The 24,735-nt window shown below is 72.1% G+C and carries 19 protein-coding genes; 5 read left to right on the top strand and 14 right to left on the bottom strand.

The genetic code is table 11. The features are described from left to right. Positions 1-84: 84 nt before the first annotated feature. The 9 genes from ABD329_RS08835 to ABD329_RS08875 form a co-directional block, all read right to left on the bottom strand. Positions 85-738: a TetR/AcrR family transcriptional regulator gene (locus tag ABD329_RS08835; protein ID WP_344316184.1), complete on the bottom strand. Its 654-nt coding sequence runs from the start codon at positions 736-738 to the stop codon at positions 85-87. Continuing rightward, on the bottom strand, positions 735-1,691 hold the full coding sequence (locus ABD329_RS08840; RefSeq protein WP_198279701.1) for an enoyl-CoA hydratase family protein: 957 nt from the start codon (positions 1,689-1,691) through the stop codon (positions 735-737). The genes ABD329_RS08835 and ABD329_RS08840 overlap by 4 nt, the downstream gene beginning before the upstream one ends. Next, complete coding sequence (locus tag ABD329_RS08845) at positions 1,688-3,271, bottom strand: 4-coumarate--CoA ligase family protein (RefSeq protein ID WP_198279700.1); 1,584 nt, start codon at positions 3,269-3,271, stop codon at positions 1,688-1,690. Before ABD329_RS08845 ends, ABD329_RS08840 begins: the two co-directional genes overlap by 4 nt. A 103-nt stretch (positions 3,272-3,374) precedes the next feature. Further along, on the bottom strand, positions 3,375-4,535 hold the full coding sequence (locus ABD329_RS08850) for an acyl-CoA dehydrogenase family protein (protein WP_198279699.1): 1,161 nt from the start codon (positions 4,533-4,535) through the stop codon (positions 3,375-3,377). Between the two features lie 232 nt (positions 4,536-4,767). Beyond that, positions 4,768-6,705, bottom strand: a complete 1,938-nt coding sequence (locus tag ABD329_RS08855; RefSeq protein WP_198279698.1) for an acetyl/propionyl/methylcrotonyl-CoA carboxylase subunit alpha — start codon at positions 6,703-6,705, stop codon at positions 4,768-4,770. A gap of 11 nt (positions 6,706-6,716) precedes the next feature. After that, the gene (locus ABD329_RS08860; protein WP_198279697.1) at positions 6,717-8,315 is read right to left on the bottom strand and encodes a carboxyl transferase domain-containing protein; all 1,599 of its coding nucleotides are present in this window, start codon (positions 8,313-8,315) and stop codon (positions 6,717-6,719) included. After that, the gene (locus ABD329_RS08865) at positions 8,312-10,012 is read right to left on the bottom strand and encodes an acyclic terpene utilization AtuA family protein (RefSeq protein ID WP_344316185.1); all 1,701 of its coding nucleotides are present in this window, start codon (positions 10,010-10,012) and stop codon (positions 8,312-8,314) included. The genes ABD329_RS08860 and ABD329_RS08865 overlap by 4 nt, the downstream gene beginning before the upstream one ends. Continuing rightward, positions 10,009-10,884 (bottom strand): TIGR03084 family metal-binding protein, encoded by an 876-nt coding sequence (locus ABD329_RS08870; protein ID WP_344316186.1) that lies wholly within the window; start codon positions 10,882-10,884, stop codon positions 10,009-10,011. The genes ABD329_RS08865 and ABD329_RS08870 overlap by 4 nt, the downstream gene beginning before the upstream one ends. Before the next feature lie 149 nt (positions 10,885-11,033). Beyond that, positions 11,034-13,874 (bottom strand): FAD-binding and (Fe-S)-binding domain-containing protein, encoded by a 2,841-nt coding sequence (locus ABD329_RS08875; RefSeq protein WP_198279406.1) that lies wholly within the window; start codon positions 13,872-13,874, stop codon positions 11,034-11,036. A gap of 234 nt (positions 13,875-14,108) precedes the next feature. Between ABD329_RS08875 and serC the strand changes: the two genes are divergently transcribed. Beyond that, positions 14,109-15,227, top strand: coding sequence for a phosphoserine transaminase (serC, locus tag ABD329_RS08880; protein WP_198279407.1), 1,119 nt, complete (start codon positions 14,109-14,111; stop codon positions 15,225-15,227). Between the two features lie 82 nt (positions 15,228-15,309). On the opposite strand, the gene ABD329_RS08885 is transcribed toward serC, so the two are convergent. Beyond that, positions 15,310-16,314 (bottom strand): hypothetical protein, encoded by a 1,005-nt coding sequence (locus ABD329_RS08885; RefSeq protein ID WP_198279408.1) that lies wholly within the window; start codon positions 16,312-16,314, stop codon positions 15,310-15,312. 306 nt (positions 16,315-16,620) lie between these two features. Between ABD329_RS08885 and ABD329_RS08890 the strand changes: the two genes are divergently transcribed. Together ABD329_RS08890 and ABD329_RS08895 are read left to right on the top strand one after the other, a co-directional pair. Beyond that, positions 16,621-17,172, top strand: a complete 552-nt coding sequence (locus ABD329_RS08890) for a hypothetical protein (RefSeq protein WP_198279409.1) — start codon at positions 16,621-16,623, stop codon at positions 17,170-17,172. A 246-nt stretch (positions 17,173-17,418) separates the two neighbouring features. After that, a complete protein-coding gene (locus tag ABD329_RS08895; RefSeq protein WP_198279410.1) occupies positions 17,419-18,414 on the top strand; it encodes an aldo/keto reductase in 996 nt (331 codons plus the stop codon). A 193-nt stretch (positions 18,415-18,607) separates the two neighbouring features. Here ABD329_RS08895 and thpR read toward each other — a convergent pair whose 3' ends face one another. The 4 genes from thpR to ABD329_RS08915 all read right to left on the bottom strand — a co-directional run bounded on the left by thpR (position 18,608) and on the right by ABD329_RS08915 (position 22,997). After that, positions 18,608-19,201, bottom strand: a complete 594-nt coding sequence (thpR, locus tag ABD329_RS08900; RefSeq protein WP_198279411.1) for an RNA 2',3'-cyclic phosphodiesterase — start codon at positions 19,199-19,201, stop codon at positions 18,608-18,610. A gap of 166 nt (positions 19,202-19,367) precedes the next feature. Continuing rightward, positions 19,368-20,807: an MFS transporter gene (locus ABD329_RS08905; RefSeq protein ID WP_344316187.1), complete on the bottom strand. Its 1,440-nt coding sequence runs from the start codon at positions 20,805-20,807 to the stop codon at positions 19,368-19,370. A gap of 33 nt (positions 20,808-20,840) precedes the next feature. Then, complete coding sequence (locus ABD329_RS08910) at positions 20,841-21,302, bottom strand: MarR family winged helix-turn-helix transcriptional regulator (RefSeq protein ID WP_044573694.1); 462 nt, start codon at positions 21,300-21,302, stop codon at positions 20,841-20,843. Between the two features lie 228 nt (positions 21,303-21,530). Further along, on the bottom strand, positions 21,531-22,997 hold the full coding sequence (locus ABD329_RS08915; protein ID WP_198280322.1) for an NCS2 family permease: 1,467 nt from the start codon (positions 22,995-22,997) through the stop codon (positions 21,531-21,533). Positions 22,998-23,206: 209 nt separating this feature from the next. On the opposite strand from ABD329_RS08915, the gene ABD329_RS08920 reads away from it, so the two are divergent. Next, on the top strand, positions 23,207-23,488 hold the full coding sequence (locus tag ABD329_RS08920; protein WP_198280323.1) for a DUF2530 domain-containing protein: 282 nt from the start codon (positions 23,207-23,209) through the stop codon (positions 23,486-23,488). A gap of 392 nt (positions 23,489-23,880) precedes the next feature. After that, complete coding sequence (locus ABD329_RS08925) at positions 23,881-24,699, top strand: SAM-dependent methyltransferase (protein WP_198280324.1); 819 nt, start codon at positions 23,881-23,883, stop codon at positions 24,697-24,699. The last annotated feature ends 36 nt before the right edge of the window (positions 24,700-24,735 follow it).

A 24,735-nucleotide genomic window follows, 5' to 3' on the forward strand; every position in this document is an offset into this window, starting at 1 on the left:
CGCGGCGGGTCAGCTCGCGGCGGGTCGGCTCGCTACGGGCGGGCTCGCTACGGGCGGGCTCGCTACGGGTCGGCTCGCGACGGGTCAGGAGGTGGCCGGGGCGGGGTGGTCGGGGGCCGGGCGGTCGTCCGGGTCCTTCGGGGCCAGGATCCCCTCCAGGATCCGCGACCACTGGGCCACCACCCGCTCCCGGCGGTGGCCGTCGTCCGTCAGCAGATTGGCCAGGCCGAGGCCCCGTCCCAGGTCGAGCAGGCCCTGGACGGCCTCCCGGACGCCCGGCACCGACTCGTCGGCGCCCAGCAGCTCGACCGCCATCCGATGCGTCTCCCGGCCGATCTTCGCCTCCAGCGCGGTCACCCGGGCGCCCAGCTGCTCCTCGTACGAGGCCGCGACCCACAGCTGGAGGGCGGCCCGGAAGAGCGGGCCGGTGTAGAGGGTGATCAGCGCCTCGACCACCGCGGGGACGCGGCCCTCCCCGTGCGGGGCGGGGAGGGCGCGCAGCTCCGCCGAGCGCTCCTCGGCGACATGCTCGACGGCGGCCGTGAAGAGGTCCTCGCGGGTCGGGAAGTGGTGCTGGGCCGCGCCCCGCGACACCCCCGCCCGCTCGGCGACCACCGCGACCGTGGAACCGGCCCAGCCGCGCTCGGCGAGGCAGGCCACGGCGGCCTCCAGCAGCCGCCTGCGGGTGGCGCGGCTGCGGTCCTGCTTGGGGTCGCGCAATGCCGTACGGGGGGTCATCGGGACGCCCCGGCGGGACCCGCGCTCCCCGCGGCCCCCTCGTCCCCCGTCGCGTCCGGTATCGCCTCCGCGTCGGACACCGTCCCCGCGTCGGACGCCGTCTGCCGCACCCACGCAGGATCGCGCCGCTCCAGGAACGACGTCATGCCCTCGCGCGCCTCCTCGGAGGCGAAGAGGCGGGCCGACAGCGCGGCCAGCGCCTCGCCGTCCCGGTCGAAGGCGCGCAGCACATCGGCGGTCACCAGCCGCTTGGACTCGGCCAGGCCCTGCGGGGAGCCCCGGCGCAGCCCGTCGAGGACCGGCGCCAGCGCCTCGTCCGCGTCCCCCTCCGGGTCCGCGAGCGTCACCAGACCGATCCGGGCCGCCTCGGCGGCGCCGAACCGCTCACCCGTGAGGTAGTAGCGGGCCGCCGCGCGCCGGTCCAGCCGGGGCAGCAGCGGCATCGAGATGACGGCCGGGGCGAGGCCGAGCCGCGCCTCGGTGAAGGCGAAGCTGGCGCCGCGCCCGGCCGCCGAGATGTCGCAGGCCCCGAGCAGCCCGAGCCCACCGGCCCGTACGTGCCCGGTGACGCGGGCGACCACCGGCTTGGGCAGCTCCACGATCGACCGCAACAGGTCCACAAGACCGGACGCCCCGGCCGCCGAGGGCGGTTCGCTCAGATCCGCGCCCGCGCAGAAGGTGGTGCCGGTGTGGGTGAGCAGCACCGCCCGCACGCGGTCGTCCCGCCCGGCCGCCGCCAGCGCCTCGCGCAACTCCGCGACCAGGCGCGAGGAGAGGGCGTTGCGGTTGTGCGGCGAGTCCAGGGTCAGGGTGGTGATCCCGCGCGCGGAGTCGGACCGGACAAAGGGCTTCGCCGCGTCGGCCGTAAGGCCGTCGGTCGTGGCGCCGTCGGCCTTACGGCCGTCGTTCAGCGGGCGGTCGGCCGTGGGGCCGGTCGTGGGGCCGTCGGTCATGGGGCGGTCGAACTCCTTTCCCTGGCGCGCAGTTCACGCCTGAGGATCTTGCCGGTGGCCGAGCGCGGCACGGCGTCCGTGAACTCCACACGGCGCACCTTCTTGTACGGGGCCACCTGTCCGGCAACGTACGCGATCAGGTCGTCCTCCGAGATCCGGGTCCCGGGCCTGGGCACCACATACGCCTTGGGGATCTCATTGCCCGCCCCGTCCACCACCCCGATCACGGCGGCGTCGACGACGGCCTCATGGGCGAGCAGCACGGCCTCCAGGTCGGCCGGGGCGACCTGGTAGCCCTTGTACTTGATCAGCTCCTTCACCCGGTCCACCACATACAGCCAGCCGTCCGCGTCCACATGTCCGACGTCGCCGGTGTGCAGCCAGCCCTCGGCGTCGATCATCGCGTCGGTGTCCTCGGGACGGCCCAGATAGCCCTTCATCACCTGCGGTCCGCGGATGACGATCTCGCCGTCCTCACCCACGGCCAGGTCCGTGCCGCCGTCCGGGTCCACGATGCGCATCTCGGTGCTCGGGAGCAGCTTTCCTACGGTCCCGGGCGGGGCGTTCTTCGCGTCGCGCGGCACCAGATGGGAGCCCGGGGACAGCTCCGTCATCCCGAACGCCTGAAGCAGCGGCGGTACGCCGAGCCGCTGGGCGCACGCCTTCGCGAGCCGGGCGTCCAGCGGGGCCGCCGCGCTCAGCACATACCGCACCGACGACAGGTCATGGCCGTCCACCGCCGGATGCTTGGCGAGCGCGAGCACGATCGGCGGGGCCACATAGAGCGCCTGGGCGCGGTGCTTCTCGATCGCCGCGAGGAAGGTGTCGAGTTCGAAGCGGGGCAGCACGATCACGGTGCCGCCATTGCGGAGCGGTGCGTTCATGAGCGCCGTAAGGCCGTAGCTGTGGAAGAACGGCAGGACGGCCAGCACCCGCTCCCCCGGCGAGTTGGGCACCAGCGTCTCCACCTGCGCGAGGTTGGTGGCGACGTTGCGGTGGGTGAGCATCACGCCCTTGGGAGTGCCGGTGGTGCCGGAGGAGTACGGCAGGACGGCGATGTCCTCGGCAGGGTCGATCTCCACCACCGGTTCGGGCGCGGTGGCGCTCAGCATGGAGCGCAGCGAGCGATGGCCACTCGCCTCGTCACAGACGAAGATCTCCCGTATCCCGCCCGCCCGTTCGGCGGCCTGCCGCGCCACGCCCAGCAGCGCCGAGACGGAGATGATCCACGACGCGGCCGCGTCCCGAAGCTGCTTGGCGAACTCCTCCGGCGTGGCCAGCGGATGCACCGTGGTGACCGCGGCCCCGGTGCGGGTGGCGCCGTAGAACGCCGGCGGGTACATGATCGAGTTGGGGCTGTGCAGGGCCACCACATCGCCCTTGCGCACCCCCGCCTCGGCCAGCGCGGCCCCGATCCGGCGGGACGCGCGATCCAGCGCGGCATAGCTCAGGGCCGCCCCGGTCACGCCGTCCACCAGCGCGGTCAGGTCGCCGAACTCCTCGGCCGCGCGGGCCAGTACGGCGTCGTGGATGGGCAGATCGACGGGCGGTACATCGGGATACTCGCTGCGCAGCACCATGGCCGCTCCCCTCAGCTCTGATGGACCTACCTGTCCGTTCTGCCCTACCCGCGAGCTCCCTACGACTTCGGCGGGCCCGGCACCGAGCGGCCCCGGCGCCCGCTCAGTAGGACTTGGGCAGGCCCAGGGTCTGGTGGGAGACGTAGTTGAGGATCATCTCCCGGCTGACGGGGGCGATCCGGGCCACCCGGGCGGCCGTGATCAGCCGCGCCAGCCCGTACTCGGCGGTCAGGCCGTTGCCGCCGAGGGTGTGCACGGCCTGGTCCACCGCCTTCACCGCGGCCTCCCCGGCCGCGTACTTGGCCATGTTGGCGGCCTCGCCCGCGCCCGCGTCATCGCCCTCGTCGTACAGGTACGCCGCCTTCGCCATCATCAGCCGGGCCAGCTCCAGCTCGATATGGGCCTGGGCGAGGGGGTGGGCGACCGCCTGGTGGGCGCCTATGGGCTCCTTCCACACCTGGCGGGTGCGGGCGTAGTCCACGGCCTTGTCGAGCGCGTAGCGGCCCATCCCCAGTGCGAAAGCCGCCGTCATGATGCGCTCCGGGTTGAGCCCCGCGAACAGCTGGAGCAGCCCGGCGTCCTCGTCGCCCACCAGCGCGTCGGCGGGCAGCCTCACGTCGTCCAGCACCAGCTCGAACTGCTTCTCCGCGGCGGCCAGTTCCATGGGGATGTGGTGGTGGGAGAAGCCGTGGGTCTCGCGCGGGACGATGAACAGACAGGGCTTGAGCTTCCCGGTCCTGGCGTCCTCCGTGCGGCCGACGACAAGGACCGCGTCGGCCTTGTCCACACCCGTGATGAAGACCTTACGGCCGTTGAGTATCCAGCCGCCGCGCTCGTCCCGGCGGGCGGTGGTGGTGATGCGGTGCGCATTGGATCCGGCGTCGGGCTCGGTGATGCCGAAGGCCATGGTGATGCTGCCGTCGGCCAGGCCCGGCAGCCAGCGCTCCTTCTGCTCGGCGGTGCCGAACCGGGCGATGACGGTGCCGCAGATGGCGGGCGAGACGACGAGCATGAGCAGCGGGCAGCCCGCCGCGCCCAGCTCCTCAAGGACGATGGACAGCTCGGTGATGCCGCCGCCCCCGCCGCCGTATTCCTCGGGGAGGTTGACGCCGAGGTAGCCCAGCTTTCCTGCCTCGGCCCACAGTTCGGCGACCCCGTCGCCCTCCTGGGGGCCGCCCGGGGCGTGTCCCTTGGCGAAGGACGACACCGCGGCGCGGAGCGCCACGCGCTCCGGGGTGTCCACGGGCGTGTGCGGGCTGGTCATGGACGGCTCCTCCCACGTGCGTGCGTTGTTCGGGCCGCACGCGCTGCGCTGTGCGGGCCCCTTGCGGTGCGTCGCGCGGTCCGGCTGTGTCGCGGCCCGTGCGGAGTGTGCGAGCTGTGCGGACCCGGACCGTGTTGCCCGTACGGACCGTGTGGGCCATACGGACCGTGTGGCCCGTACGAGCCGTACGGTGTGCGGGGCTCGTACGAGCCGTACGGTGTGCGGGGCCCGGTCACTCCCCCGCCGCCACGACGGCGAGCAGGGCTCCGACCTCGACCTGGCGGCCGGGGGCGGCGTGCAGGGCGGTGAGCACCCCGGCGGCGGGCGCGGTCACGCGGTGCTCCATCTTCATGGCCTCCAGCCACAGCAGGGACTGTCCGGCTTCGACGCGGTCCCCGACGGCCACCTCGGCGACCCGCACCACCGTGCCCGGCATGGGCGCCAGCAGCGAGCCGGGCTCGGCGCGGGCGGCGGGGTCGGGGAAGCGGGGCAGCGCGGTGAACGCGTGGCTGCCCTGGGGCGTGTCGACATAGCGGTGCTCCCCATAGGCCGTCACCTCGAACGTCCGCCGGACCCCGGCCACCTCGAGGACGACCCGCACCGGCTCGGTGTCCCGCCCCTGCTCGACGCCCAGCAGCCGGACGTCGGAGAAGCCCTCCGCGAGCAGCCCGTCGCGGGTGAGGCGGTAGCGCACCTCGTGCTCGGTGCCGCCCGGTTCTGCGCGGTAGCTCCTCAGCTGCGGCTGGGAGGGCACATTGCGCCAGCCGCCCAGCCGTCCCGCCACGGTCGCCGGTCGCCGCCGCGCCGCGTCGGCCAGGGCGGCGGCGAGGGCGGCGAGCGGAGCCGCGTCGTCGTCCGAGGCGGCGGTCAGCTCGGTCAGATGGCGTTCGAGGAACCCGGTGTCCATACGGGCCGCCGCGAACTCCGGGTGGCGCAGCGCCCGTACGAGCAGCTCGCGGTTGGTCACCGGGCCGTGGATCCGGGCCCGCTCCAGACCGTGGGCCAGCCGCCGCACCGCCTCGGCCCGGGTGGGGGCCACGGCGATGACCTTGGCCAGCATCGGGTCGTAGTGGACGCCGATCGCGTCCCCGCCGTCCGGCCCGGAGTCCACCCGCAGCCCGGGGATATCCAGCCGGTGCAGGATCCCCGTCTGCGGCCGCCAGTCGCGCGCCGGGTCCTCGGCGTACAGCCGCGCCTCGATCGCGTGCCCCCGGGGCGCCGGGGGCTGGGCGTCGAGCCGCTCCCCCTCCGCGATCCGCAGCTGGAGCGCCACCAGGTCGAGGCCGTGGATCTCCTCGGTGACCGGGTGCTCGACCTGGAGGCGGGTGTTCATCTCCAGGAAGTACGCCCGCCCCGAGGGCGAGACCAGGAACTCCACCGTGCCCGCGCCCTCGTAGCCGATCGCGCGCGCCGCGTTCGCCGCCGACTCGGCCAGGGTGTGCCGCAGTTCCTCGTCGAGACCGGGGGCCGGGGCCTCCTCGATGACCTTTTGGTGGCGGCGCTGGAGGGAGCAGTCGCGGGTGCCCAGGGTCCATACGGTGCCGTGGGTGTCGGCGAGCACCTGGACCTCGACATGGCGGGCGCCCTCCATATAGGGCTCCACGAAGATCTCGCCGTCGCCGAAGGCGGAGGCCGCCTCGGCGCGGGCGGAGTCGAGTTCGGCGGGGAGCGCGTCGAGCTCGCGCACCACCCGCATGCCCCGGCCGCCGCCGCCCGCCGCCGCCTTGACCAGCACGGGCAGATCGTCGGCGGTGACCTCGGCCGGGTCGAGCGGATCGAGCAGCGGCACGCCCGCCTTGCGCATGATCTCCTTGGCGCGGGTCTTGGAGGCCATGGCCTCCATCGCCTCGGGCGGCGGCCCGACCCACACCAGCCCCGCCGTCCTTACGGCGCGCGCGAAGTCGGCGTGCTCGGAGAGGAAGCCATAGCCGGGGTGGACGGCGTCGGCCCCGGCGGCCAGGGCCGCCTTCACCAGGAGATCGCCCCGCAGATAGGTGTCGGCCGGGGCGTCACCCGGCAGCCTTACGGCGGCGTCGGCCTCGCGCGCGTGGGGCGCGTCGGCGTCCGCGTCGGAGTGCACCGCGACGGTGGCGATGCCGAGTTCACGGCAGGTGCGGACGATACGCCGCGCTATCTCGGCGCGGTTGGCGACCAGGAGGGAACGGATCACGGGTTCCTCACTCACATCCGGAAGACGCCGAAGCCACCGCGCGCGCCCTCGACCGGCGCGGTGTGCAGGGCGGACAGACACAGGCCGAGCACGGTGCGGGTGTCGCGCGGGTCGATGACGCCGTCGTCGTAGAGCCGCCCGGACAGGAAGAGCGGCAGCGACTCGGACTCGATCTGCTGCTCCACCATGGCGCGCAGCGCGGCGTCGGCCTCCTCGTCGTACGGCTGCCCCTTGGCGGCGGCGGACTGCCGGGCGACGATCGACATCACCCCGGCGAGCTGCTGCGGGCCCATCACGGCGGACTTGGCGCTGGGCCAGGCGAAGAGGAAGCGCGGGTCGTACGCCCGGCCGCACATCCCGTAGTGACCGGCGCCGTACGAGGCGCCGATGAGCACCGACAGATGCGGTACCCGGGAGTTGGAGACGGCGTTGATCATCATGGCGCCGTGCTTGATGATCCCGCCCTGCTCGTAGTCGCGGCCGACCATGTAGCCCGTGGTGTTGTGCAGGAAGAGCAGCGGGATGTCGCGCTGGTTGGCGAGCTGGATGAACTGCGCGGCCTTCTGCGACTCCTCGCTGAACAGCACCCCCTGGGCATTGGCCAGGACCCCGACCGGATAGCCGTGCAGCGCGGCCCAGCCGGTGGCCAGACTCCGCCCGTACAGCGGCTTGAACTCGTCGAAGTCCGAGCCGTCGACGATCCGGGCGATCACCTCACGCGGATCGAACGGGACCTTCAGATCGCTCGGAACGATGCCGAGCAGCTCCTCGGCGTCGTACTTCGGCGGTTCGGCGGGCCCGGGATCGGGGTGCGCCTTGCGCCAGTTGAGGCGGGCCACCACCCGGCGGGCCTGGCGCAGCGCGTCGGGCTCGTCGGTGGCGAAGTAGTCGGCCAGCCCGGAGGTGCGGGCGTGCATCTCGGCGCCGCCCAGCGACTCGTCGTCGCTCTCCTCGCCGGTGGCCATCTTCACCAGCGGCGGACCGCCCAGGAAGACCTTGGAGCGCTCCTTGACCATGATCACGTGGTCGGACATCCCGGGGATGTACGCGCCTCCGGCGGTGGAGTTGCCGAAGACCACGGCGATCGTGGGGATCCCCTCGGCGGACAGCCGGGTGAGGTCGCGGAACATCGCCCCGCCCGGGATGAAGATCTCCTTCTGGGAGGGGAGATCGGCGCCGCCGGACTCGACGAGGCTGACGACCGGGAGGCGGTTCGCCCGGGCGATCTCATGCGCGCGCAGCGACTTCCTCAGCGTCCACGGATTGCTCGCACCGCCCCGCACGGTGGGGTCGTTGGCGCTGATCAGGCACTCGACACCGGAGATCACCCCGATACCGGTGACGACGGACGCCCCGACCGGGTAGTCGCTGCCCCACGCGGCCAGCGGGGACAGCTCCAGAAAGGGCGTATCGGGGTCCAGGAGCAGTTCGATCCGCTCCCGGACGAGCAGCTTCCCGCGCTTGCGGTGCCGCTCGACGTACTTCTCGCCGCCGCCCGCCAGCGCCTTGGCGTGTTCGGCGGAGAGCTCATCGAGCTTGGCGAGCATCGCCTCGCGGTGGGCCGTGTAGTCGGCGCCTGCGGGATCGAGCGCGGACGCGAGCACGGTCACAGAAGAACCTCCGGTATGTCGAGGTGGCGGGAGCGCAGCCATTCGCCGACGGCCTTGGCCTGGGGGTCGAAGCGGGCCTGCGCGGCGACGCCCTCGCCGAGCAGGCCGTCCACGACGAAGTTGAGGGCCCGCAGCCGGGGCAGCGGATGGCGGGTGACGTTCAGTTCGGCCGTCTCCGGGAGCAGCTCCCGCAGCCGGTCGACGGTGAGGGTGTGGGCCAGCCAGCGCCAGGCGTCCTCGCCGCGCGCCCAGACGCCGATGTTGGCGCTGCCGCCCTTGTCGCCGCTGCGGGCCCCGGCGACCGCGCCGAGCGGGGCACGGCGGGTCGGGCCCGGCGGCAGCGGGGGCGGCGGCGAAGGCTCGTCCACGGGGCCTCCGGCGGCGGGCGTGGTGGGCGCCGGGGGGATGGACAGCCGGGAGCCGTCGGGCAGTACGGCGGTGTGCGGCACGGTGTCGGCCGGGGTCTCCACCGCCTCGAAGACGCCGTAAGGGGAGCCCTTTCCGGGCGGGGCGGTGACATGGAAGCCGGGGTAGCTGGCGAGGGCCAGTTCGACGGCCGCGCCGCTGATCACCCTGCCCACCGCCGCCGGGTCCCGGTCGCGCACCACCAGCCGCAGCAGCGCGCTCGCCTCCTCCTGGACGGCCGCGTCGGGGTGGTCGGTACGGGAGAGGGTCCAGCGGACCTCGGCGGGGCGGCGCTTGGCCATCGCCCCCTCCATCTGGTCCCGTACGAGCGCCGCCTTGGCCTCGATGTCCAGGCCGGTGAGCACGAACACCACCTCATTGCGGTGGCCGCCGAGCCGGGTCAGCCCGGTCTTGAGGGTGCGGGGCGGCGCCTCGCCGCGTACGCCGTGGACGCGCACCCGGTCCGGGCCGTCCTGGGCCAGCCGCACCGAGTCCAGCCGGGCGGTGACATCCGGGCCCGGGTAGCGGGCGCCCGCCGTCTCGTAGAGGAGCTGGGCGGTGACGGTGCCGACCGTGACGGCGCCGCCGGTGTGCGGATGCTTGGTGATCACGCTGGAGCCGTCGGGGTGGATCTCGGCGAGGGGGAAGCCGGGGCGGCGGACGTCGTGCTCGGCGAAGAAGGAGTAGTTGCCGCCGGTCGCCTGGGTGCCGCACTCCAGGATGTGCCCGGCGACCACGGCTCCGGCGAGCGCGTCCCAGTCGTCTGCGGCCCATCCGAAGTGCGCGGCGGCCGGGCCCGTCACCAGCGCGGCGTCCGTCACCCGCCCGGTGACCACCACGTCCGCGCCACCGCGCAGACAGGCAGTGATCCCGGCCCCGCCGAGATACGCGTTGGCGGTGACCACGCCCGGCCCCCACGCGCGGGCGCCGAGCAGGTCGTCGCCCTCGACATGGGCCACCCGGCACTGGATCCCGAGCCGCTCGGCGAGCTCGCGGATCGCGTCCGCCAGCCCGGCCGGGTTGAGCCCGCCCGCGTTGGTGACGAGCCGTACGCCGCGCTCCATGGCGAGCCCCAGGGTCTCCTCGAGCTGGCGCGGAAAGGTCGTGGCATAGCCCCGCGCCGGGTCCTTGGCGCGGTCCCGGCCCAGGATGAGCATGGTCAACTCGGCGAGGTAGTCACCGGTCAGCACGTCCAGGGGCCCACCGGTGAGCATCTCGCGCAGCGCGTCGAAGCGGTCGCCGTAGAAGCCCGAGGCGTTGCCGATGCGGAGGGGGCGGGGCGGAGGGGTCACGGGGCGCCTCCGGGGCGGTGTCCGGGCTCGTCGCGCTGGGGGGCGGTGGTGGTGTCGCCCGGGGCATCACCGCCGGTGTGCTCCGTCCACTGCCCCGGGGCGCGGCCCTTGCCCGGCGGGCCCGCGAACGCCTGGGCGATGTCCAGCCAGCGGTCCGCGTCCGGCCCCTCGGCACGTACGGCCAGATCGTCGCGGTGGGCCCGCTGGGTCACCAGCAGACAGAAGTCCAGAACGGGCCCGGTGACCCGCTGACCGGCGTCCTCCGGCCCGTACGTCCACACCTCACCGTCCGGCGCGGTGAGTTCGACCCGGAACTCCTCGGCCGGCGGCTCCATCCCCCGCGCCGCGTACGCGTAGCCCCGCGCCCGGACCCCGATCCGGGCCACATGGCGCAGCCGGGCGGTGGGGGCCCGGCGCACCCCCAGGGCGTCGGCGATGTCCTGCCCGTGCGCCCAGGTCTCCATCAGCCGGGCGGTCGCCATGGACATCACGCTCATCGGCGGCCCGTACCACGGCAGCCGGGCGCGCGGCGGCTGCGCGGCCAGCGTCTGGAGCAGCCGCTCCCGCCCCTCGCGCCAGCGGCCCAGCAGCACCTCGGGCGGCGCGGCCGCGCCGCGCTCGGCGCCCTCGTCCACGAACGCGTCCGGCGCGGCCCACGCCCGGCGCACCTCGTCCGCGAACCCCTGGGCGTCCTCGGCGGCCTGTACGGCCCGTTCGTCGGTCCACGCGAGATGGGCGATCTGGTGGGCGATGGTCCACCCGGGCGCGGGCGTCGGCGTCCGCCACTCCGCGCCCCCGAGCCCGGCCACCAGGCCGTCCAACTCGTCACCCTCCGCCCGCAGATCGCCGAGCAGAGCCTCCGTCTCGGACACGCGTCGCTCCCGTCGTCGGGTCTCGTCGAGCGAGAGTGGCAGCGTGACGAGAAACAATCAAGCACGCTTGCATGATTCAGCCGGTTGAGACAGTCCGTCAGGGCGCGCCGGCAGTGGACCTGGTCGGCTCGGCGCACGGGCAGTGGGGCCTACGGCAGCCGTTCCGCCAGGACCTCTGCCAGGTGGCGGCCCTTCCGGCCCGCCAGCTGGGTGAGTTGGGTGCGGCAGGAGTAGCCGTCCGCCAGGACTTCGGCGCCGGGTTCCGCGGCCCTTACGGATGGCAGCAGTTGCTCCTCGGCGCAGGCCGCCGAGACCTCGTAGTGGCCGTCCTCGAAGCCGAAGTTGCCCGCCAGGCCGCAGCAGCCGCCGCTCAAGGTGCCCGTAAGGCCCGCGCGTTCGCGCAGGCGGCGCTCGGCGGCGTCGCCCAGGACGGCGTGCTGGTGGCAGTGGGTCTGGCCGACGACGGGGCGGTCGATCCTCGGGGGCTGCCAGTCGGGGGCGTAGCGCTCCAGCACCTGGGCGAACGTCGAGACGGACTCGGCGAGGCGGGCGGCGCGCGGGTCTGCGGTGAGGAGTTCGGGGAGGTCGGTGCGGAGGGCGGCGGTGCAGCTGGGTTCGAGGCCGACCACCGGGAGCCCGGCGTCCAGGGCCGGGGCCATGACGTCAAGGGTGCGCCGCATGACCGTGCGGGCGCGGTCGAGCTGGCCGGTGGAGACCCAGGTGAGCCCGCAGCACACGGGCTTCGGCGGGACGACCACCCGCAGCCCGGCCGCCTCCAGCACGGCGACCGCCGAACGGCCGACGGACGGGGAGAGGTGGTTGGTGAAGGTGTCCGGCCATAGGACAACGGTCCGCCCGCGCCCGGCCACCGGTCCGGTCCCCGACGCGCGCGCCGCCTCGCGGACGCGGTCGCGCCACCACCTCGTGAAGGGCTCGCGGGCCAGTTCCGGGATGTCGCGCTCGGGGGCGATGCCGCCCATCCGTTTGGCCAGGGTGGCCAGTGGGCTCACCCCGGCCAGCGCGTTGGCCGCCGGGGCCGCCCGCAGGAGGGACGCCGCGCGCAGCCACACCGGGAGCCAGCCCATCGAGTAGTGGGCGGCGGGGCGCATTCGGCCCTCGTAGTGGTGGTGCAGGAACTCCGCCTTGTAGGTGGCCATGTCGACCTCCACCGGGCAGTCGCTGCGGCAGCCCTTGCAGGACAGGCACAGGTCGAGCGCGTCCCGTACCTCCTCCGAGCGCCAGCCGTCCTGGACGACCTCGCCCGCGAGCATCTCGTGCAGCAGCCGGGCGCGGCCGCGGGTGGAGTGCTTCTCCTCGCCGGTCACGCGGTACGACGGGCACATCACCCCGGAGCCGGACACCGACTCGTTACGGCACTTGGCGACGCCCACACAGCGCCGGACCGCCGCCGAGAAGTCGCCCTTGTCGTGCGGATAGCCGAACTCGACGTCCACCGGGCGCCTCGGCAGCGGATCGAAGCGCAGGTTCTGGTCCAGGCGCTGGGGGCGGGCCAGGACGCCGGGGTTGAGGCCGCCCTCCGGGTCCCACAGGTCCTTGAAGCGAGAGAAGAGGCCGACCATCTCCGCCCCGTACATGCGCGGCAGCAGCTCGGCGCGGGCCAGGCCGTCGCCGTGTTCGCCGGAGAGCGAGCCGCCGTGGGCGACGACGAGATCGGCGAGGTCGGCGGAGAAGGCGCGGAAGACCCGGATACCGGGCTCGGTCAGCAGGTCGAAGTCGATGCGGACGTGGATGCAGCCGTCCCCGAAGTGCCCGTACGGCGTGCCGCGCAGCCCGTGCTGGGCCATCAGGGCGCGGAAGTCGCGGAGATACGCGCCGAGCCGGGGCGGCGGCACCGCGCAGTCCTCCCAGCCGGGCCATGCCTCGCTGCCGTCGGGCGTCCTGGTGGCGGTCCCGGAGGCGTCCTCGCGCACCCGCCACAGGGCGCGCTGCCCGGCCGGGTCGGCGACCACGGTGTGGTCGGTGGTGGCCTCGGCGGCGGCGCGGGCCACCTCCTGGGCGCGGGAGAGCGCCTCCTCGCGGGTGGCGCCGCCGACCTCCACGAACAGCCAGGCGCCGCCCTTGGGCAGCCCGGTCGCCCCGGCGACCAGGTCGGCGGCCATGCCCTCGACGGTCAGCGGGCCGTACGGCAGCAGGGTGTGCGCGGCCTCGGCCGCCGCGCTCTCGTCGGGGTAGCCGAGCACGGCCAGGGCTCGGGCGCCGGGCGCCTCCACCAGCCTTACGGTCGCCTCGGTCACCACGCCGAGGGTGCCCTCGCTGCCGGTGAGGGCGCGGGCCAGGTCGGCGTTCTTCTCCGGCAGCAGCTCGTCGAGGGCGTAGCCGGAGATCCGGCGGGGCAGCTCGGGGAAGCCGGTGCGCAGCAGGGCCAGGTGCTGACCGGCCAGGGAGCGTATGCCGTCGCGGAGCCGGCCGGGCAGGTCGTGGAGGCCCTGGGCGGCCCGCACCCGCTCCCCGCCGTAGGTGAGCACGTCCAGCTCGTGGACGTTGTCGGCGGTGGTGCCCCAGGCCACGGAGTGGGAGCCGCAGGAGTTGTTGCCGATCATGCCGCCGAGGGTGCAGCGGCTGTGGGTGGACGGGTCGGGGCCGAACGTCAGCCCATGGGCGCCGGCCGCCGTACGGAGGTCGTCGCAGATCACGCCCGGCTGGACGACGGCGGTGCGCCGTTCGGGGTCGAGCGAGCGGATGCCGCGCATATGGCGGGTGAAGTCGAGGACGACGCCGAGCCCGGTGGCCTGTCCCGCGATCGAGGTCCCGCCGCCGCGCGCGACCACCGGCACCCCGCGCTCCCGGCACGCGGCCAGCACCGCCGCCACGTCGTCGGCGTCGCGGGGCGCGACCACCCCGGCGGGGACCCGTCGGTAGTTCGACGCGTCCATGGTCATCAGGGCCCGGCTCGCCGTATCGAAGGAGACGTCCCCGCGAACGGCTCGTCGCAGCGCCTGCTCCAGCTCGTCTGCCTGGTGATCAGCCATGCCCTCCATGGTCCACGGCGAGGCGGCCCTTGAGAATGTCCAATTCCGATTCATGGCCGCTTCATGGTCGCCATGCATGGCGACCATGACCCGCATGGCCGCCTTACGGCCGCCATGTTCCGCGATCGGCCCCTATACCGGCACATCCTCGCGCGTCAACAGGATGTGGACATACCGTCTCACCCGCTGGACGGACGGTCGGACCGCGGCGGCCGACGGATTAGGCTTCGGCTCGTGGCTGACATCCGGATTCCCGATGACATCAAGCCCGCCGACGGACGCTTCGGCTCGGGCCCCTCCAAGGTGCGCACCGAGGCGCTGAGCGCCCTGGCCGCGACCGGAAGCTCCCTGCTGGGCACCTCCCACCGCCAGGCCCCGGTCAAGAACCTGGTCGGCGCCGTACGCGAAGGGGTGCGCGAGCTCTTCCAACTCCCGGAGGGGTACGAGGTCATCCTGGGCAACGGCGGCTCCACCGCCTTCTGGGACATCGCGACCCACGGGCTGATCGACACCAAGTCCCAGCATCTGTCCTTCGGCGAGTTCTCCTCGAAGTTCGCCAAGGCGGCGAAGCTGGCGCCGTGGCTCGAGGAGCCCACGGTGATCACCTCCGACCCCGGCACCCACCCGGAGCCGAGCGCCGAGAGCGGCACCGACGTCTACGCCTTCACCCACAACGAGACCTCCACCGGTGTCGCCATGCCCATCCAGCGGGTGGCCGGTGCCGACGAGGGCGCGCTGGTGCTGGTGGACGCCACCTCCGGGGCGGGCGGTCTGCCGATCGACATCGCCGAGACGGACGTCTACTACTTCGCGCCGCAGAAGTCCTTCGCGGCCGACGGCGGCCTGTGGATCGGCGTCTTCTCGCCCGCCGCGCTGGAGCGCGCCGCCCGGATCCACGCCTCCGGCCGGCACGTCCCCGAGTTCTTCTCGCTGCCGACCGCGATCGACAACTCGCTGAAGAACCAGACGTACAACACCCCGGCGCTGGCGACGCTCTTCCTGCTCGACGACCAGCTGAAGTGGATCAACGGCCAGGGCGGTCTGGACTGGGCGGTGCGGCGCACCGCGACCTCCTCGCGCACGCTGTACGGCTGGGCCGAGGAGTCCAAGTTCGCCACCCCGTTCGTGGTCGACCCGGCCAAGCGGTCGCAGGTCGTGGGCACGATCGACTTCAACGAGGAGATCGACGCCGCCGCGGTCGCCAAGGCGCTGCGGGCCAACGGCGTCGTGGACACCGAGCCGTACCGCAAGCTGGGCCGCAACCAGCTGCGGGTGGCGATGTTCCCGGCCGTGGACCCGGCGGACGTCGAGGCCCTCACGGCGTGCGTGGACTACGTCATCGAGCACCTCTGAGGGCTCGCTCCGTACGCGAAGGGGCCCGCGGCCGATCACCGGCCGCGGGCCCCTTCGCGTACGTCGACGACCAGCCCCAGGATCAGCTCCGGCGGAAGAGCTTGCGCAGGCCGAGGAAGACCACCAGCGCGCCGACGAAGGTGAGCCCGGCCTTGACCAGGTTGCCGTTCTTGTCCTCGTCGGTGAGCTTGCCGTCGACGCGGTCGGAGTACTCCCCGTTCTTCTTCTGCTCCTTCGCGGTGGCGTCCGGCAGCAGCTCCCCGCCGAGGTCCACCGGCGTCACCTTGGACCCCGCGCCCTCGGTGCCGTACATCAGCGTGCCGCCGTCCGGGGTGAAGGTGACCGACTCGCCCTGGCGCTGGAGCGGCAGCCCCGGCTCCTCCTTCAGCCGCGTCGGCTTTCCGTTCCGCCAGCGGTACTCGGCGGCCGAGAAGTAGCCGCGGAGCACCAGCCGGGTACCGTCCGGGGAGAACGCCCCGTCCGTGACCTCCAGGTCGAGGTCGGAGACCCGCTGGAAGACATTCACCCCGGAGGGGCTCAGCGTGGTCGGCCCGGCGTACAGCCCGCCGTCCTCGTCGCTCTTGCTGGCGATGTAGACGCGGCCCGTCTTGGGGTGGACCATCAGCGCCTCGGCGTTGCGCGGCCCGCCCTGGTACTTGACGGTGAACTGGGTCGCGGTGACGGTGGTGTCCTTCAGCTGCTTCGGCTCCGGGAAGCGGTAGATCCACACATGGGACCACTGCCCGCCCAGGTTGTCGCCGATATCGCCGACGTAGACATTGCCGTCCGGCCCTATCGAGATCGCTTCCACATCGCGCGGATCCCCTATGCCGCGCAGCGTGACGCGGGCGACCGTCTTCCCGGTCCTGCCGTCCACGGCGTAGACGTACGGGCCGTCCGAGCTGTCGTTGTGCGTCCAGTAGACACCGGGGTGGAGACGGCTCGCGGCGAGGCCGCTGGACTCGCTGATCCGTGAATCCTGGATCGTGAAGGGGGACGGCGACGACGAGTCGTCGGCGGCGGCCGGGGCGGCTGCGGACACGGTCAGCAGCGCGGCGGCACCGAGTACGAACGGAAGCGGACGCATGGGCCCAAGCCTGCCATCCCGCCGGGGGCGTCAGGCGCCGGAACCACGCCGAGAGGTGGCTTCCACCCGGACCCCGGGCAGGGCTTCCGCCTTCCGTCCCGGCATGACTTCCGTGATCGCGCATGACTTCCGCGATCACGGGCAGATAACGTCTGTCAATTATTTGTGCGGGCAGCCACCCCGAAATAAACCCGAGATTATTTGACCTCATCCGGGGATTATTTGGGCGAGAAATTTATCGGTCATTGACGGCATAGCGGGCGGCGGCATTGCAATGCAGAAAGGCCCCGCTTACGGTCTGAGCTCATGAGCGAATACAGCCAGTCCTCTTATGCGCAAACCGCACCGCCCGCCCATTCCGCCGGTGCCCCGGGCCATGGTGCCGCACCGGCCGCGCCGTCCAAGAAGATCGCGATCTTCGCGCTCGTCGGCTCGGTCATCGCACTGGTCGGCTCCATGGTGAACTGGGTGATCTCCGACGCCGAGGGCGCCACCGGGGGCATCAAGGGCATCGACGGCGACGGCATCATCACGCTGATCGTCGCCCTGGTCGCGGCGATCCTGTTCATCGCCGCCATGGCCACCAAGAAGGCGGCGCTCTACCTGGTCGGCGGCGTTCTGGGGCTGGCCATGGCCATTGTCGCGGTCATCAACATGGCGGACCCCGAGCGGCTCGTCGTCCAGAAGCTGAAGGACGAGGAGGGTGTGTCGCAGCAGGTCGCGGAGAAGGCGGCGGAGCAGGCCGCGAAGCTGTACGACATGACCGCGGGGCCGGGGCTCTACATGGTCCTGGTCGGCGCACTGATGGCCCTGGCCCTCGGCGTCCTCGGCTTTATGAAGTCCCGCGCCGCTCGGTAATCCGAAAAGACCGGCCGCATTCGACGGCCTCCTTAAGCGGCCCCACCCGGCAATCCTGTTCGATTGAATTCAGACCGGAGCCGCAAAAACCCAAGACGCCCGCTTTTTGACCGCACGGGGGGCCAAAAAGCGGGCTTTCGGGTTTTCCGCGGGGAATTCTCGGCCGGTACCCTGCCACCACCGATGACCGAGCCCCCGGCCCGCCCCCCTTGATTAGAGCGCACTCCAACGGCTTGGCTGATCCCCATGGAGTACACGCAGCTCGGACGCACAGGTCTCAAGGTCAGCCGTATCGTCCTCGGCACCATGAACTTCGGTCCGCAGACGGAGGAGACCGACAGCCACTCGATCATGGATGCCGCGCTCGACGCGGGCATCAACTTCTTCGACACCGCCAATGTGTACGGCTGGGGCGAGAACAAGGGCCGCACCGAGGAAATCATCGGGAGCTGGTTCGCCAAGGGCGGCGGGCGGCGCGAGAAGACGGTCCTCGCGACCAAGGTGTACGGAAACATGGCCGCCGAGGGTGAGCCCTGGCCCAACAGCGACAAGCTCTCGGCCGTGAACATCCGCCGGGCCGTGGACGCCAGCCTCAAGCGGCTCGGCACGGACTACATCGACCTCTACCAGTTCCACCACGTGGACCGTTCCACCCCGTGGGACGAGATCTGGCAGGCCATCGACGTCCTCGTACAGCAGGGCAAGATCGTCTACGCGGGCTCCTCCAACCACGCGGGCTGGCACATCGCCCAGGCCAATGAGGCCGCGGCCCGCCGTGGTTCCTACGGGCTGGTCAGCGAGCAGTGCCTGTACAACCTGGCCGAGCGCCGCGCCGAGATGGAGGTCATCCCGGCCGCGCAGGGCTACGGCGTGGGCATCATCCCCTGGTCGCCGCTGCACGGCGGGCTGCTCGGCGGCGCGCTCCGCAAGGAGCGCGAGGGCGGCGGTGCGCGCAGCACGTCCGGGCGCAGCGCCGACGCGCTGAAGAACGCGACGGTGCGCGATCAGATCCAGCGGTACGAGGACCTGCTGGCCAAGCACGGCATCGAGCCCGGCGAGGCGGCCCTGGCCTGGCTGCTCACCCGGCCCGGGGTCACCGGTCCGATCGTGGGTCCGCGCACGGCCGAGCAGCTGGCGTCGGCGGTGCGGGCGTCGGAGCTGAAGCTGGGCGAGGAGGTGCTGGCGGAGCTGGATGAGATCTTCCCGGGTCCGGGGCCCTCGCCGGAGGCGTTCGCCTGGTAGTGCCGGAGGCGCTCGCCTGGTGGTCGAGGGCGGGGGCCAGGAGGGGGCGTGGGCCGCGCGGCGGTCCACGCCCCCTCGCGTTCAGCCTCCGAGAGCGGCCGCCGCGGCGACGACGACGAGAATCAGCACCAGCGCGCCGCTCATGATCATGTTTCTGGTCTTGGGGTCCACACCTCGAGATTAGCCGGACCGCTCAGTGCCCCAGCGGCCAGGCCGCCACCACCTCGTAGCGCGGCTGCTGCCCGGGGACGCCCGGGGCCGGTGGATGGCTGCGCACCAGGCTGAGCTCGCCCACGGTCCACTCCCGGCCCGCGAAGTCCGTGAGGCCGTCCACGTACGGCGCGAGGCTGGTGGCGGAGCCATGGCGTGGGGAGCCGTGCCGCGGGGAGCGGGCGCGGGCGACGGTCAGATGCGGGTGGTACGGGCGGTGCCGGTCCATCGGGACCCCGGCCCGTCGGCCCCCCGCCTCGGCGGAGTCGGCCAGCCGCCGCAGGGCCTCGCTGTCGCCGTCGACGCCCACCCATACCACCCGGTCGTCGAACCGGCCGCCGCCCGCGAGCCGCAGCGCGTGGGGGTGGTGCCGATGCGCGGCGCGGGCCAGCCGGGTGTGCAGCTCTGGCAGTACGTCCTCGGCCACCTCGCCGAAGAAGGCCAGCGTGAAGTGCCAGCCCTCCCGCTCGGTCCAGCGCAGCCCGTCCGCCCCCGGCAGCGCCCGGAGCGCCCTGACCCGCGCGGCCAGCTCGGCGACGGCCGGCTCCGGCGGCAACACGGCGGCGAAGAGTCTCATCCGCCCAGTCTCCCGCACGACTCAGCCCCTGGAGGGGGTCGGCGACCCAGCCCCTCCAGGGGCACCTCCCAGCGGTTCGGGGCCCGGGGCGGAGCCCCGGCGAGGCGGAAGGGGCGGAGCCCCGGCGGGTCGAAGAGGCGGAGCCCCGGCGAGGCCGAGGGGCGGTTCAGGCCGTGGCGGCCAGTGGCTTCTCCTCCGTCTCCGGGGTCCTGGGCACGAAGATCACATGCGGATGGCCCCGGCGCAGATCCAGCTTCAGCCGCAGCCCGCCGGCCCGGACCAGGATCAGCCCCACCGCGGCCGCGGCGGCCGCCGAGACCAGGCCGCCCGCGGCGAAGCCGATGCGCGCGCCGCAGGTGTCGGTCAGCCAGCCCACCAGCGGGCCGCCGATCGGCGTACCGCCGACGAAGACCATCATGAACAGGCTCATCACCCGGCCCCGCATCGCGGGGTCCGTCGCGAGCTGGACGCTGGAGTTCGCGGTCACGTTGAACGTCAGGCTGAAGATCCCGATCGGCACCATGAGCGCCGCGAAGAGCCAGAAGTACGGGGTGGCCGCCGCGACCATCTCCAGTACGCCGAACATCAGCGCCGCCCCGACCAGCAGCCGCCGCCGGGCCACCACGCGCCGGGCGGCGAGCAGCGCGCCCGTCACCGAGCCGATCGCGATCAGGGTGTTGAGCAGGCCGTACGTACCAGGACCGGCGTGGAAGACATCGTCGGCGAAGGCGCTCAGCCAGATCGGGAAGTTGAAGCCGAAGGTGCCGATGAAGCCGACGAGCACGATCGGCCAGATCAGCTCGGGGTTCCCGGCCACATAGCGCAGCCCCTCCCGAAGCTGCCCCTTGCCGCGCGGCGCCCGCTCGACCTTGTGCAGCTCACCGGTGCGCATCAGCAGCAGCCCGATGATCGGGGCGGCGAAGGAGACTCCGTTGATCAGGAAGGCCCAGCCGCTGCCCACGGCGGTGATCAGCACACCGGCGACCGCCGGGCCGATCAGCCGGGCGGACTGGAAGTTCGCGGAGTTGAGGCTGACCGCGTTCCGCAGGTCCTTGGGGCCGACCATCTCGTTGACGAAGACCTGGCGGGTCGGATTGTCGACGACGGTGACCATGCCGAGCAGGAACGCGATGAGATAGACGTGCCAGACCTGCACATGGCCGCTCAGGGTGAGGGTGGCGAGGGCGAGCCCGCACAGCCCCAGCGCGGTCTGGGTGAAGAGCAGCAGCCGGCGCCGGGGACATCGGTCCGCGATGACCCCGCCGTAGAGGCCGAAGAGCAGCATGGGCAGGAACTGCAACGCGGTGGTGATGCCGACCGCGGTGGAGGAGCCGGTGAGACTCAGGACCAGCCAGTCCTGGGCGATCCGCGACATCCAGGTGCCGGTGTTGGAGATCATGGCACCGGTGGCGAACAGGCGGTAGTTGCGGATCCTCAGCGAACGGAAGGTCCCGCCCCGGGTACGTCCCGCCGTGGCGGCGGGCGCGGGGGCGGGGGCGGATACGGGGATTCCGGAGTTGCCCGGGTTTCCAGGACCTCCGGGGTCTCCGGGGTGTGCGGGGTTCTTCGGTGCGGGTGCGGAGTCTGCTCCGGGTCCCGTACTCAAGTGCGTTCGCCTCCTGGCTGCCTCGGGTCGTTCTTACATGTGCGCGAGCTTCTCCAGCACGGGCGCGGCGGCGCGCAGCACGTCCCACTCGTCCTCGGTCAGCTCCCCGACCAGCTCGGCCAGCCAGGCGTTGCGCTTGCGTCGGCTCTCTTCGAGCATGGCCTCTGCCCGCTCGGTCGGCGAGACGACCTTCTGCCGCCGGTCCTCCGGATGCGGCTCGAGCCTGACCAGTCCCTTGGCCTCCAGCAGCGCCACGATGCGGGTCATCGACGGCGGCTGGACATGCTCCTTGCGGGCCAGCTCGCCGGGGGTGGCGGAACCGCACTGGGCCAGCGTGCCCAGGACCGCCATCTCGGTCGGGCTGAGCGATTCGTCCACCCGCTGGTGCTTGAGCCGCCGCGAGAGGCGCATCACTCCGGACCGCAGTGCACTCACGGCGGCCGCGTCATCGGGGGGCGCCTCCGCCTGGTGCTGGGGGCGGGACAGATCCGGCATGGTCTTTAGCATAACTCATTACCTCGCCTAATGAAAACCCTGGGTACTTCCCTATTTTTATTTCACCCGAACGAGTGAGTTGACTCCGGGTAGTGACGTATAGCGGCACGCATGAGCGCCCAGGACCACGGGGGTCCGGGGCGCTCGGGGCGGAACGCTCATGCGCCAGGCGGGACGGCGTACACCGGGGCGGGACGACGACTCGACCCAGGCCGGGCCGAACTCGGCTCAGGAGACGCCGAGTGCCTGTTCGATCGGGTTGAGCAGGAAGTACACCAGGAAGCACAGCCCCACCGCGCCCAGCAGCCACGGGATCTCCCGGGTCCGCCGGGTGGCGACGCGCAGCAGCAGGAACGAGAGGACGCCCAGCCCGATCCCGTTGGTGATGCTGTACGTGAACGGCATCGAGATCATGGTCAGGAAGGCCGGGATCGCGATCGTGAAATCGCTCCAGTCGATCTCCTTGACGTTCGCCGCCATGATCAGGAAGCCGACGACCACCAGCGCGGGGGTCGCGGCCTGCGAGGGCACCACCTTGGCCAGCGGGGTGAAGACCAGCGCGAGCAGGAAGAGCCCGCCGGTCACCACGTTCGCGAGTCCGGTGCGCGCCCCCTCCCCGACGCCCGCCGTGGACTCCACGAAGCAGGTGTTGGCCGAGGCCGAGCCGAAACCGCCGCCCGCGACCGCGACGCCGTCCATCATCAGGATCCGGCCCATGCCGGGCAGCTGACCGCGCTCATCGGTCAGCCCGGCCTCCTCGCCGACGCCGATGATCGTGCCCATCGCGTCGAAGAAGCCGGACAGCAGCACGGTGAAGACGAAGAGACAGCCGGTGAGCAGGCCGACCTCATGGAAGCCGCCGAAGAGGCTGACATCGCCGACGAGGCCGAAGTCCGGGGTGTCGACCACCTTCTCCGGCACCGAGGGGATGGTCAGCCCCCACTGGGCGTCCGGGATCCCGGCCAGGGAGTTGATCACGATCGCGACCACGGTCATGGTCACGATGCCGATCAGGATCGCGCCGCGCGTCTTGCGGACGATCAGGATGAAGGTCAGCGCGAGACCGGCCACGAAGACCAGCACCGGCCAGCCCTGGAGCCGCCCGGCCACGCCGAGGCCCAGGGGGACGGTGGTGTGCGCGGAGTCGGGGTTACGGCTGACGAAGCCGGAGTCGACCAGGCCGATCAGGGCGATGAAGAGCCCGATGCCGATCGCGATCGCCCGCCGCAGCCCGGACGGAATCGCGTCCATCACCCGCTGCCGCAGCCCGGAGGCGACGAGGACCATCAGCACCAGACCCGCGAGCACCACCATGCCCATCGCGTCCGGCCAGCTCATCTTGGGCGCGAGCTGGAGCGAGACCACGGCGTTGATGCCGAGGCCCGCGGCCAGCGCGATGGGGACGTTGCCGATGATCCCCATGAGCAGCGTGGTCAGGCCCGCGATCAGGGCGGTGGCGGTGACCAGCTGGCCGTTGTTGAGCTGATGGCCGAACTTGTCCGTACCGGCCCCGAGGATGATCGGGTTCAGTACGACGATGTAGGCCATCGCAAAGAACGTGGCCAGCCCGCCCCGGATCTCCCGGGAGACCGAGGAACCACGCTCGCTGATCTTGAAGAACTTGTCGATGCCGTTGGCGGGGGGAGTCGGAGCCTGCTTACTGGCGTCGACCGGCGCGGTGGCCGAGGGGGACATGAAGGACCTCAGGGTGCGTGAACATCAACAGCGGGTCCTTGGGGTGATCGAACGGGTTTGGATGATCGAACGAGACATTCCACTCAGACCCAGAAGTATTCAGTATGAAACTATTAAGGCCGATCGCCAAACCGGTCCCCGGTGAGGCCCCTGTGAGGTCCGGCACGACCCCGGCCGGGCCCATGACCGGCCCCCCTTAAGCTGTGGCCATGACGAAGTGGACCGCCAAGCACGAGGCGCCGGAGCCCCTCGAGGGCAATGTCGTGGCCACGATCACCGGCGGCACGATCGTGTGGTTCGTCCTCTTCCTCGCCCAGCTGCCTTTCTACGGCTGGTTCCACGACCACGGGCATCTGTGGTGGCTGTGGACCTGCCTGGCCGGCGGCGGGCTCGGACTGCTCGGCATCTGGTACGTACGGGCCCGGGAGGCGGCGATCCGGCACGGCTCGCGGAACGGCGACGCGCGGACGGCCGACGCGCAGAACGGCTGACGCGCGCCACGGCCGACACGCGGTACGGCCGACACGCGGTACGGCCGACACGCGCCACGGCCGACACGCCCGCTCCGAGCGCGCCCAAGGCGGCACCCGTGACGGCGCGGCGCCGGACCGTCCGCCGTTCCCGGCAGCGGCCCGGCGCCCTGCCCTGGCCTGGTGCGCGGGCGCGCTCCCCTCCTCTTGACGCACCCGCTCACCCGTCTGCGGTGCGCATGTGGTGCGCACAGAAAGATGAGGGCCCCGCCGCGGGGACGCGCGGGCGGAGCCGGATGAACCAACTGTACGATCTTCACGGGCCGTTCACAATGTTGCGGAAGGCTCACGGCGGGCACTTTGTTCGGGAACTACCGTCTTGTGGTCACCAACTCACCAGTAATGTGAGGGATATGACCGGTAACCGCTTTCGTGCCGATGAGATCGACACCAGCAAGCCGCACTCGGCCCGCATGTATGACTACTTCCTGGGCGGCAAGACCCACTACGCGGTCGACACCCACGCCGCCGAACAGGTCGAGGCCGTCTGGCCCGACGTCAAGCCGTGGACCCGCGCCAACCGGTCATTCATGCACCGTGCGACCCGCTGGCTCGCGAACGAGGCGGGCATACGGCAGTTCCTGGACATCGGCACCGGCATTCCCACCGAGCCCAACCTCCACCAGGTCGCCCAGGAGGCCGCCCCTGACTCCCGGGTCGTCTACGCGGACAACGACCCGATAGTGCTGGCCTACGCGCAGGCCCTGTTGCTCTCCACGCCCGAGGGCCGCACCGCCTACATCCACGCGGACGTCAGCGATCCGGAGGCGATCCTGGCCGCCGAGGATCTGAACGACACCCTCGATCTGTCGCAGCCGGTCGCCCTGTCGCTCAATGCGATCATGCACTTCATCGCGGACGAGCAGAAGCCGTATGAGATCGTGCGCCAACTGGTCGAGCCCCTGGCCTCGGGCAGCTATCTCGTGCTCTCGCACGGCGCTCTCGACCCCCGCCCCGGGGTCTCGGACGCGGTCACCAACCTCTACCGCAGCAGCGGCATCCATGTGCAGGGGCGCACCCATGAAGAGATCCTTCCGTTCTTCGACGGACTGGATCTGGTCGACCCTGGCGTGGTGATGCCGCACCGCTGGAAGCCCGAGAGCGAGCAGGCCAGGGCCGAGGCGGAGGCCAAGGAGCTGTGGATCTTCGCGGGCGTGGCCCGCAAGCCCTGACCGGGGAACGGGCCTTGCCCCGGGGCAAGGCCCGCG

Source organism: Streptomyces javensis, assembly GCF_039525925.1.
GTDB classification, from domain to species: Bacteria; Actinomycetota; Actinomycetes; order Streptomycetales; family Streptomycetaceae; genus Streptomyces; species Streptomyces asiaticus.

Coding starts and splice junctions, on each gene's coding strand:
- ABD329_RS08925 (WP_198280324.1), top strand. CDS start 23,881: ATGACCGGTAACCGCTTTCGTGCCGATGAGATCGACACCAGCAAGCCG.
- ABD329_RS08875 (WP_198279406.1), bottom strand. CDS start 13,874: ATGGCTGATCACCAGGCAGACGAGCTGGAGCAGGCGCTGCGACGAGCC.
- ABD329_RS08885 (WP_198279408.1), bottom strand. CDS start 16,314: ATGCGTCCGCTTCCGTTCGTACTCGGTGCCGCCGCGCTGCTGACCGTG.
- thpR (WP_198279411.1), bottom strand. CDS start 19,201: ATGAGACTCTTCGCCGCCGTGTTGCCGCCGGAGCCGGCCGTCGCCGAG.
- ABD329_RS08845 (WP_198279700.1), bottom strand. CDS start 3,271: ATGGTGCTGCGCAGCGAGTATCCCGATGTACCGCCCGTCGATCTGCCC.
- ABD329_RS08840 (WP_198279701.1), bottom strand. CDS start 1,691: ATGACCGACGGCCCCACGACCGGCCCCACGGCCGACCGCCCGCTGAAC.
- ABD329_RS08915 (WP_198280322.1), bottom strand. CDS start 22,997: ATGTCCCCCTCGGCCACCGCGCCGGTCGACGCCAGTAAGCAGGCTCCG.
- ABD329_RS08910 (WP_044573694.1), bottom strand. CDS start 21,302: ATGCCGGATCTGTCCCGCCCCCAGCACCAGGCGGAGGCGCCCCCCGAT.
- ABD329_RS08890 (WP_198279409.1), top strand. CDS start 16,621: ATGAGCGAATACAGCCAGTCCTCTTATGCGCAAACCGCACCGCCCGCC.
- ABD329_RS08835 (WP_344316184.1), bottom strand. CDS start 738: ATGACCCCCCGTACGGCATTGCGCGACCCCAAGCAGGACCGCAGCCGC.
- ABD329_RS08850 (WP_198279699.1), bottom strand. CDS start 4,535: ATGACCAGCCCGCACACGCCCGTGGACACCCCGGAGCGCGTGGCGCTC.
- ABD329_RS08920 (WP_198280323.1), top strand. CDS start 23,207: ATGACGAAGTGGACCGCCAAGCACGAGGCGCCGGAGCCCCTCGAGGGC.
- ABD329_RS08895 (WP_198279410.1), top strand. CDS start 17,419: ATGGAGTACACGCAGCTCGGACGCACAGGTCTCAAGGTCAGCCGTATC.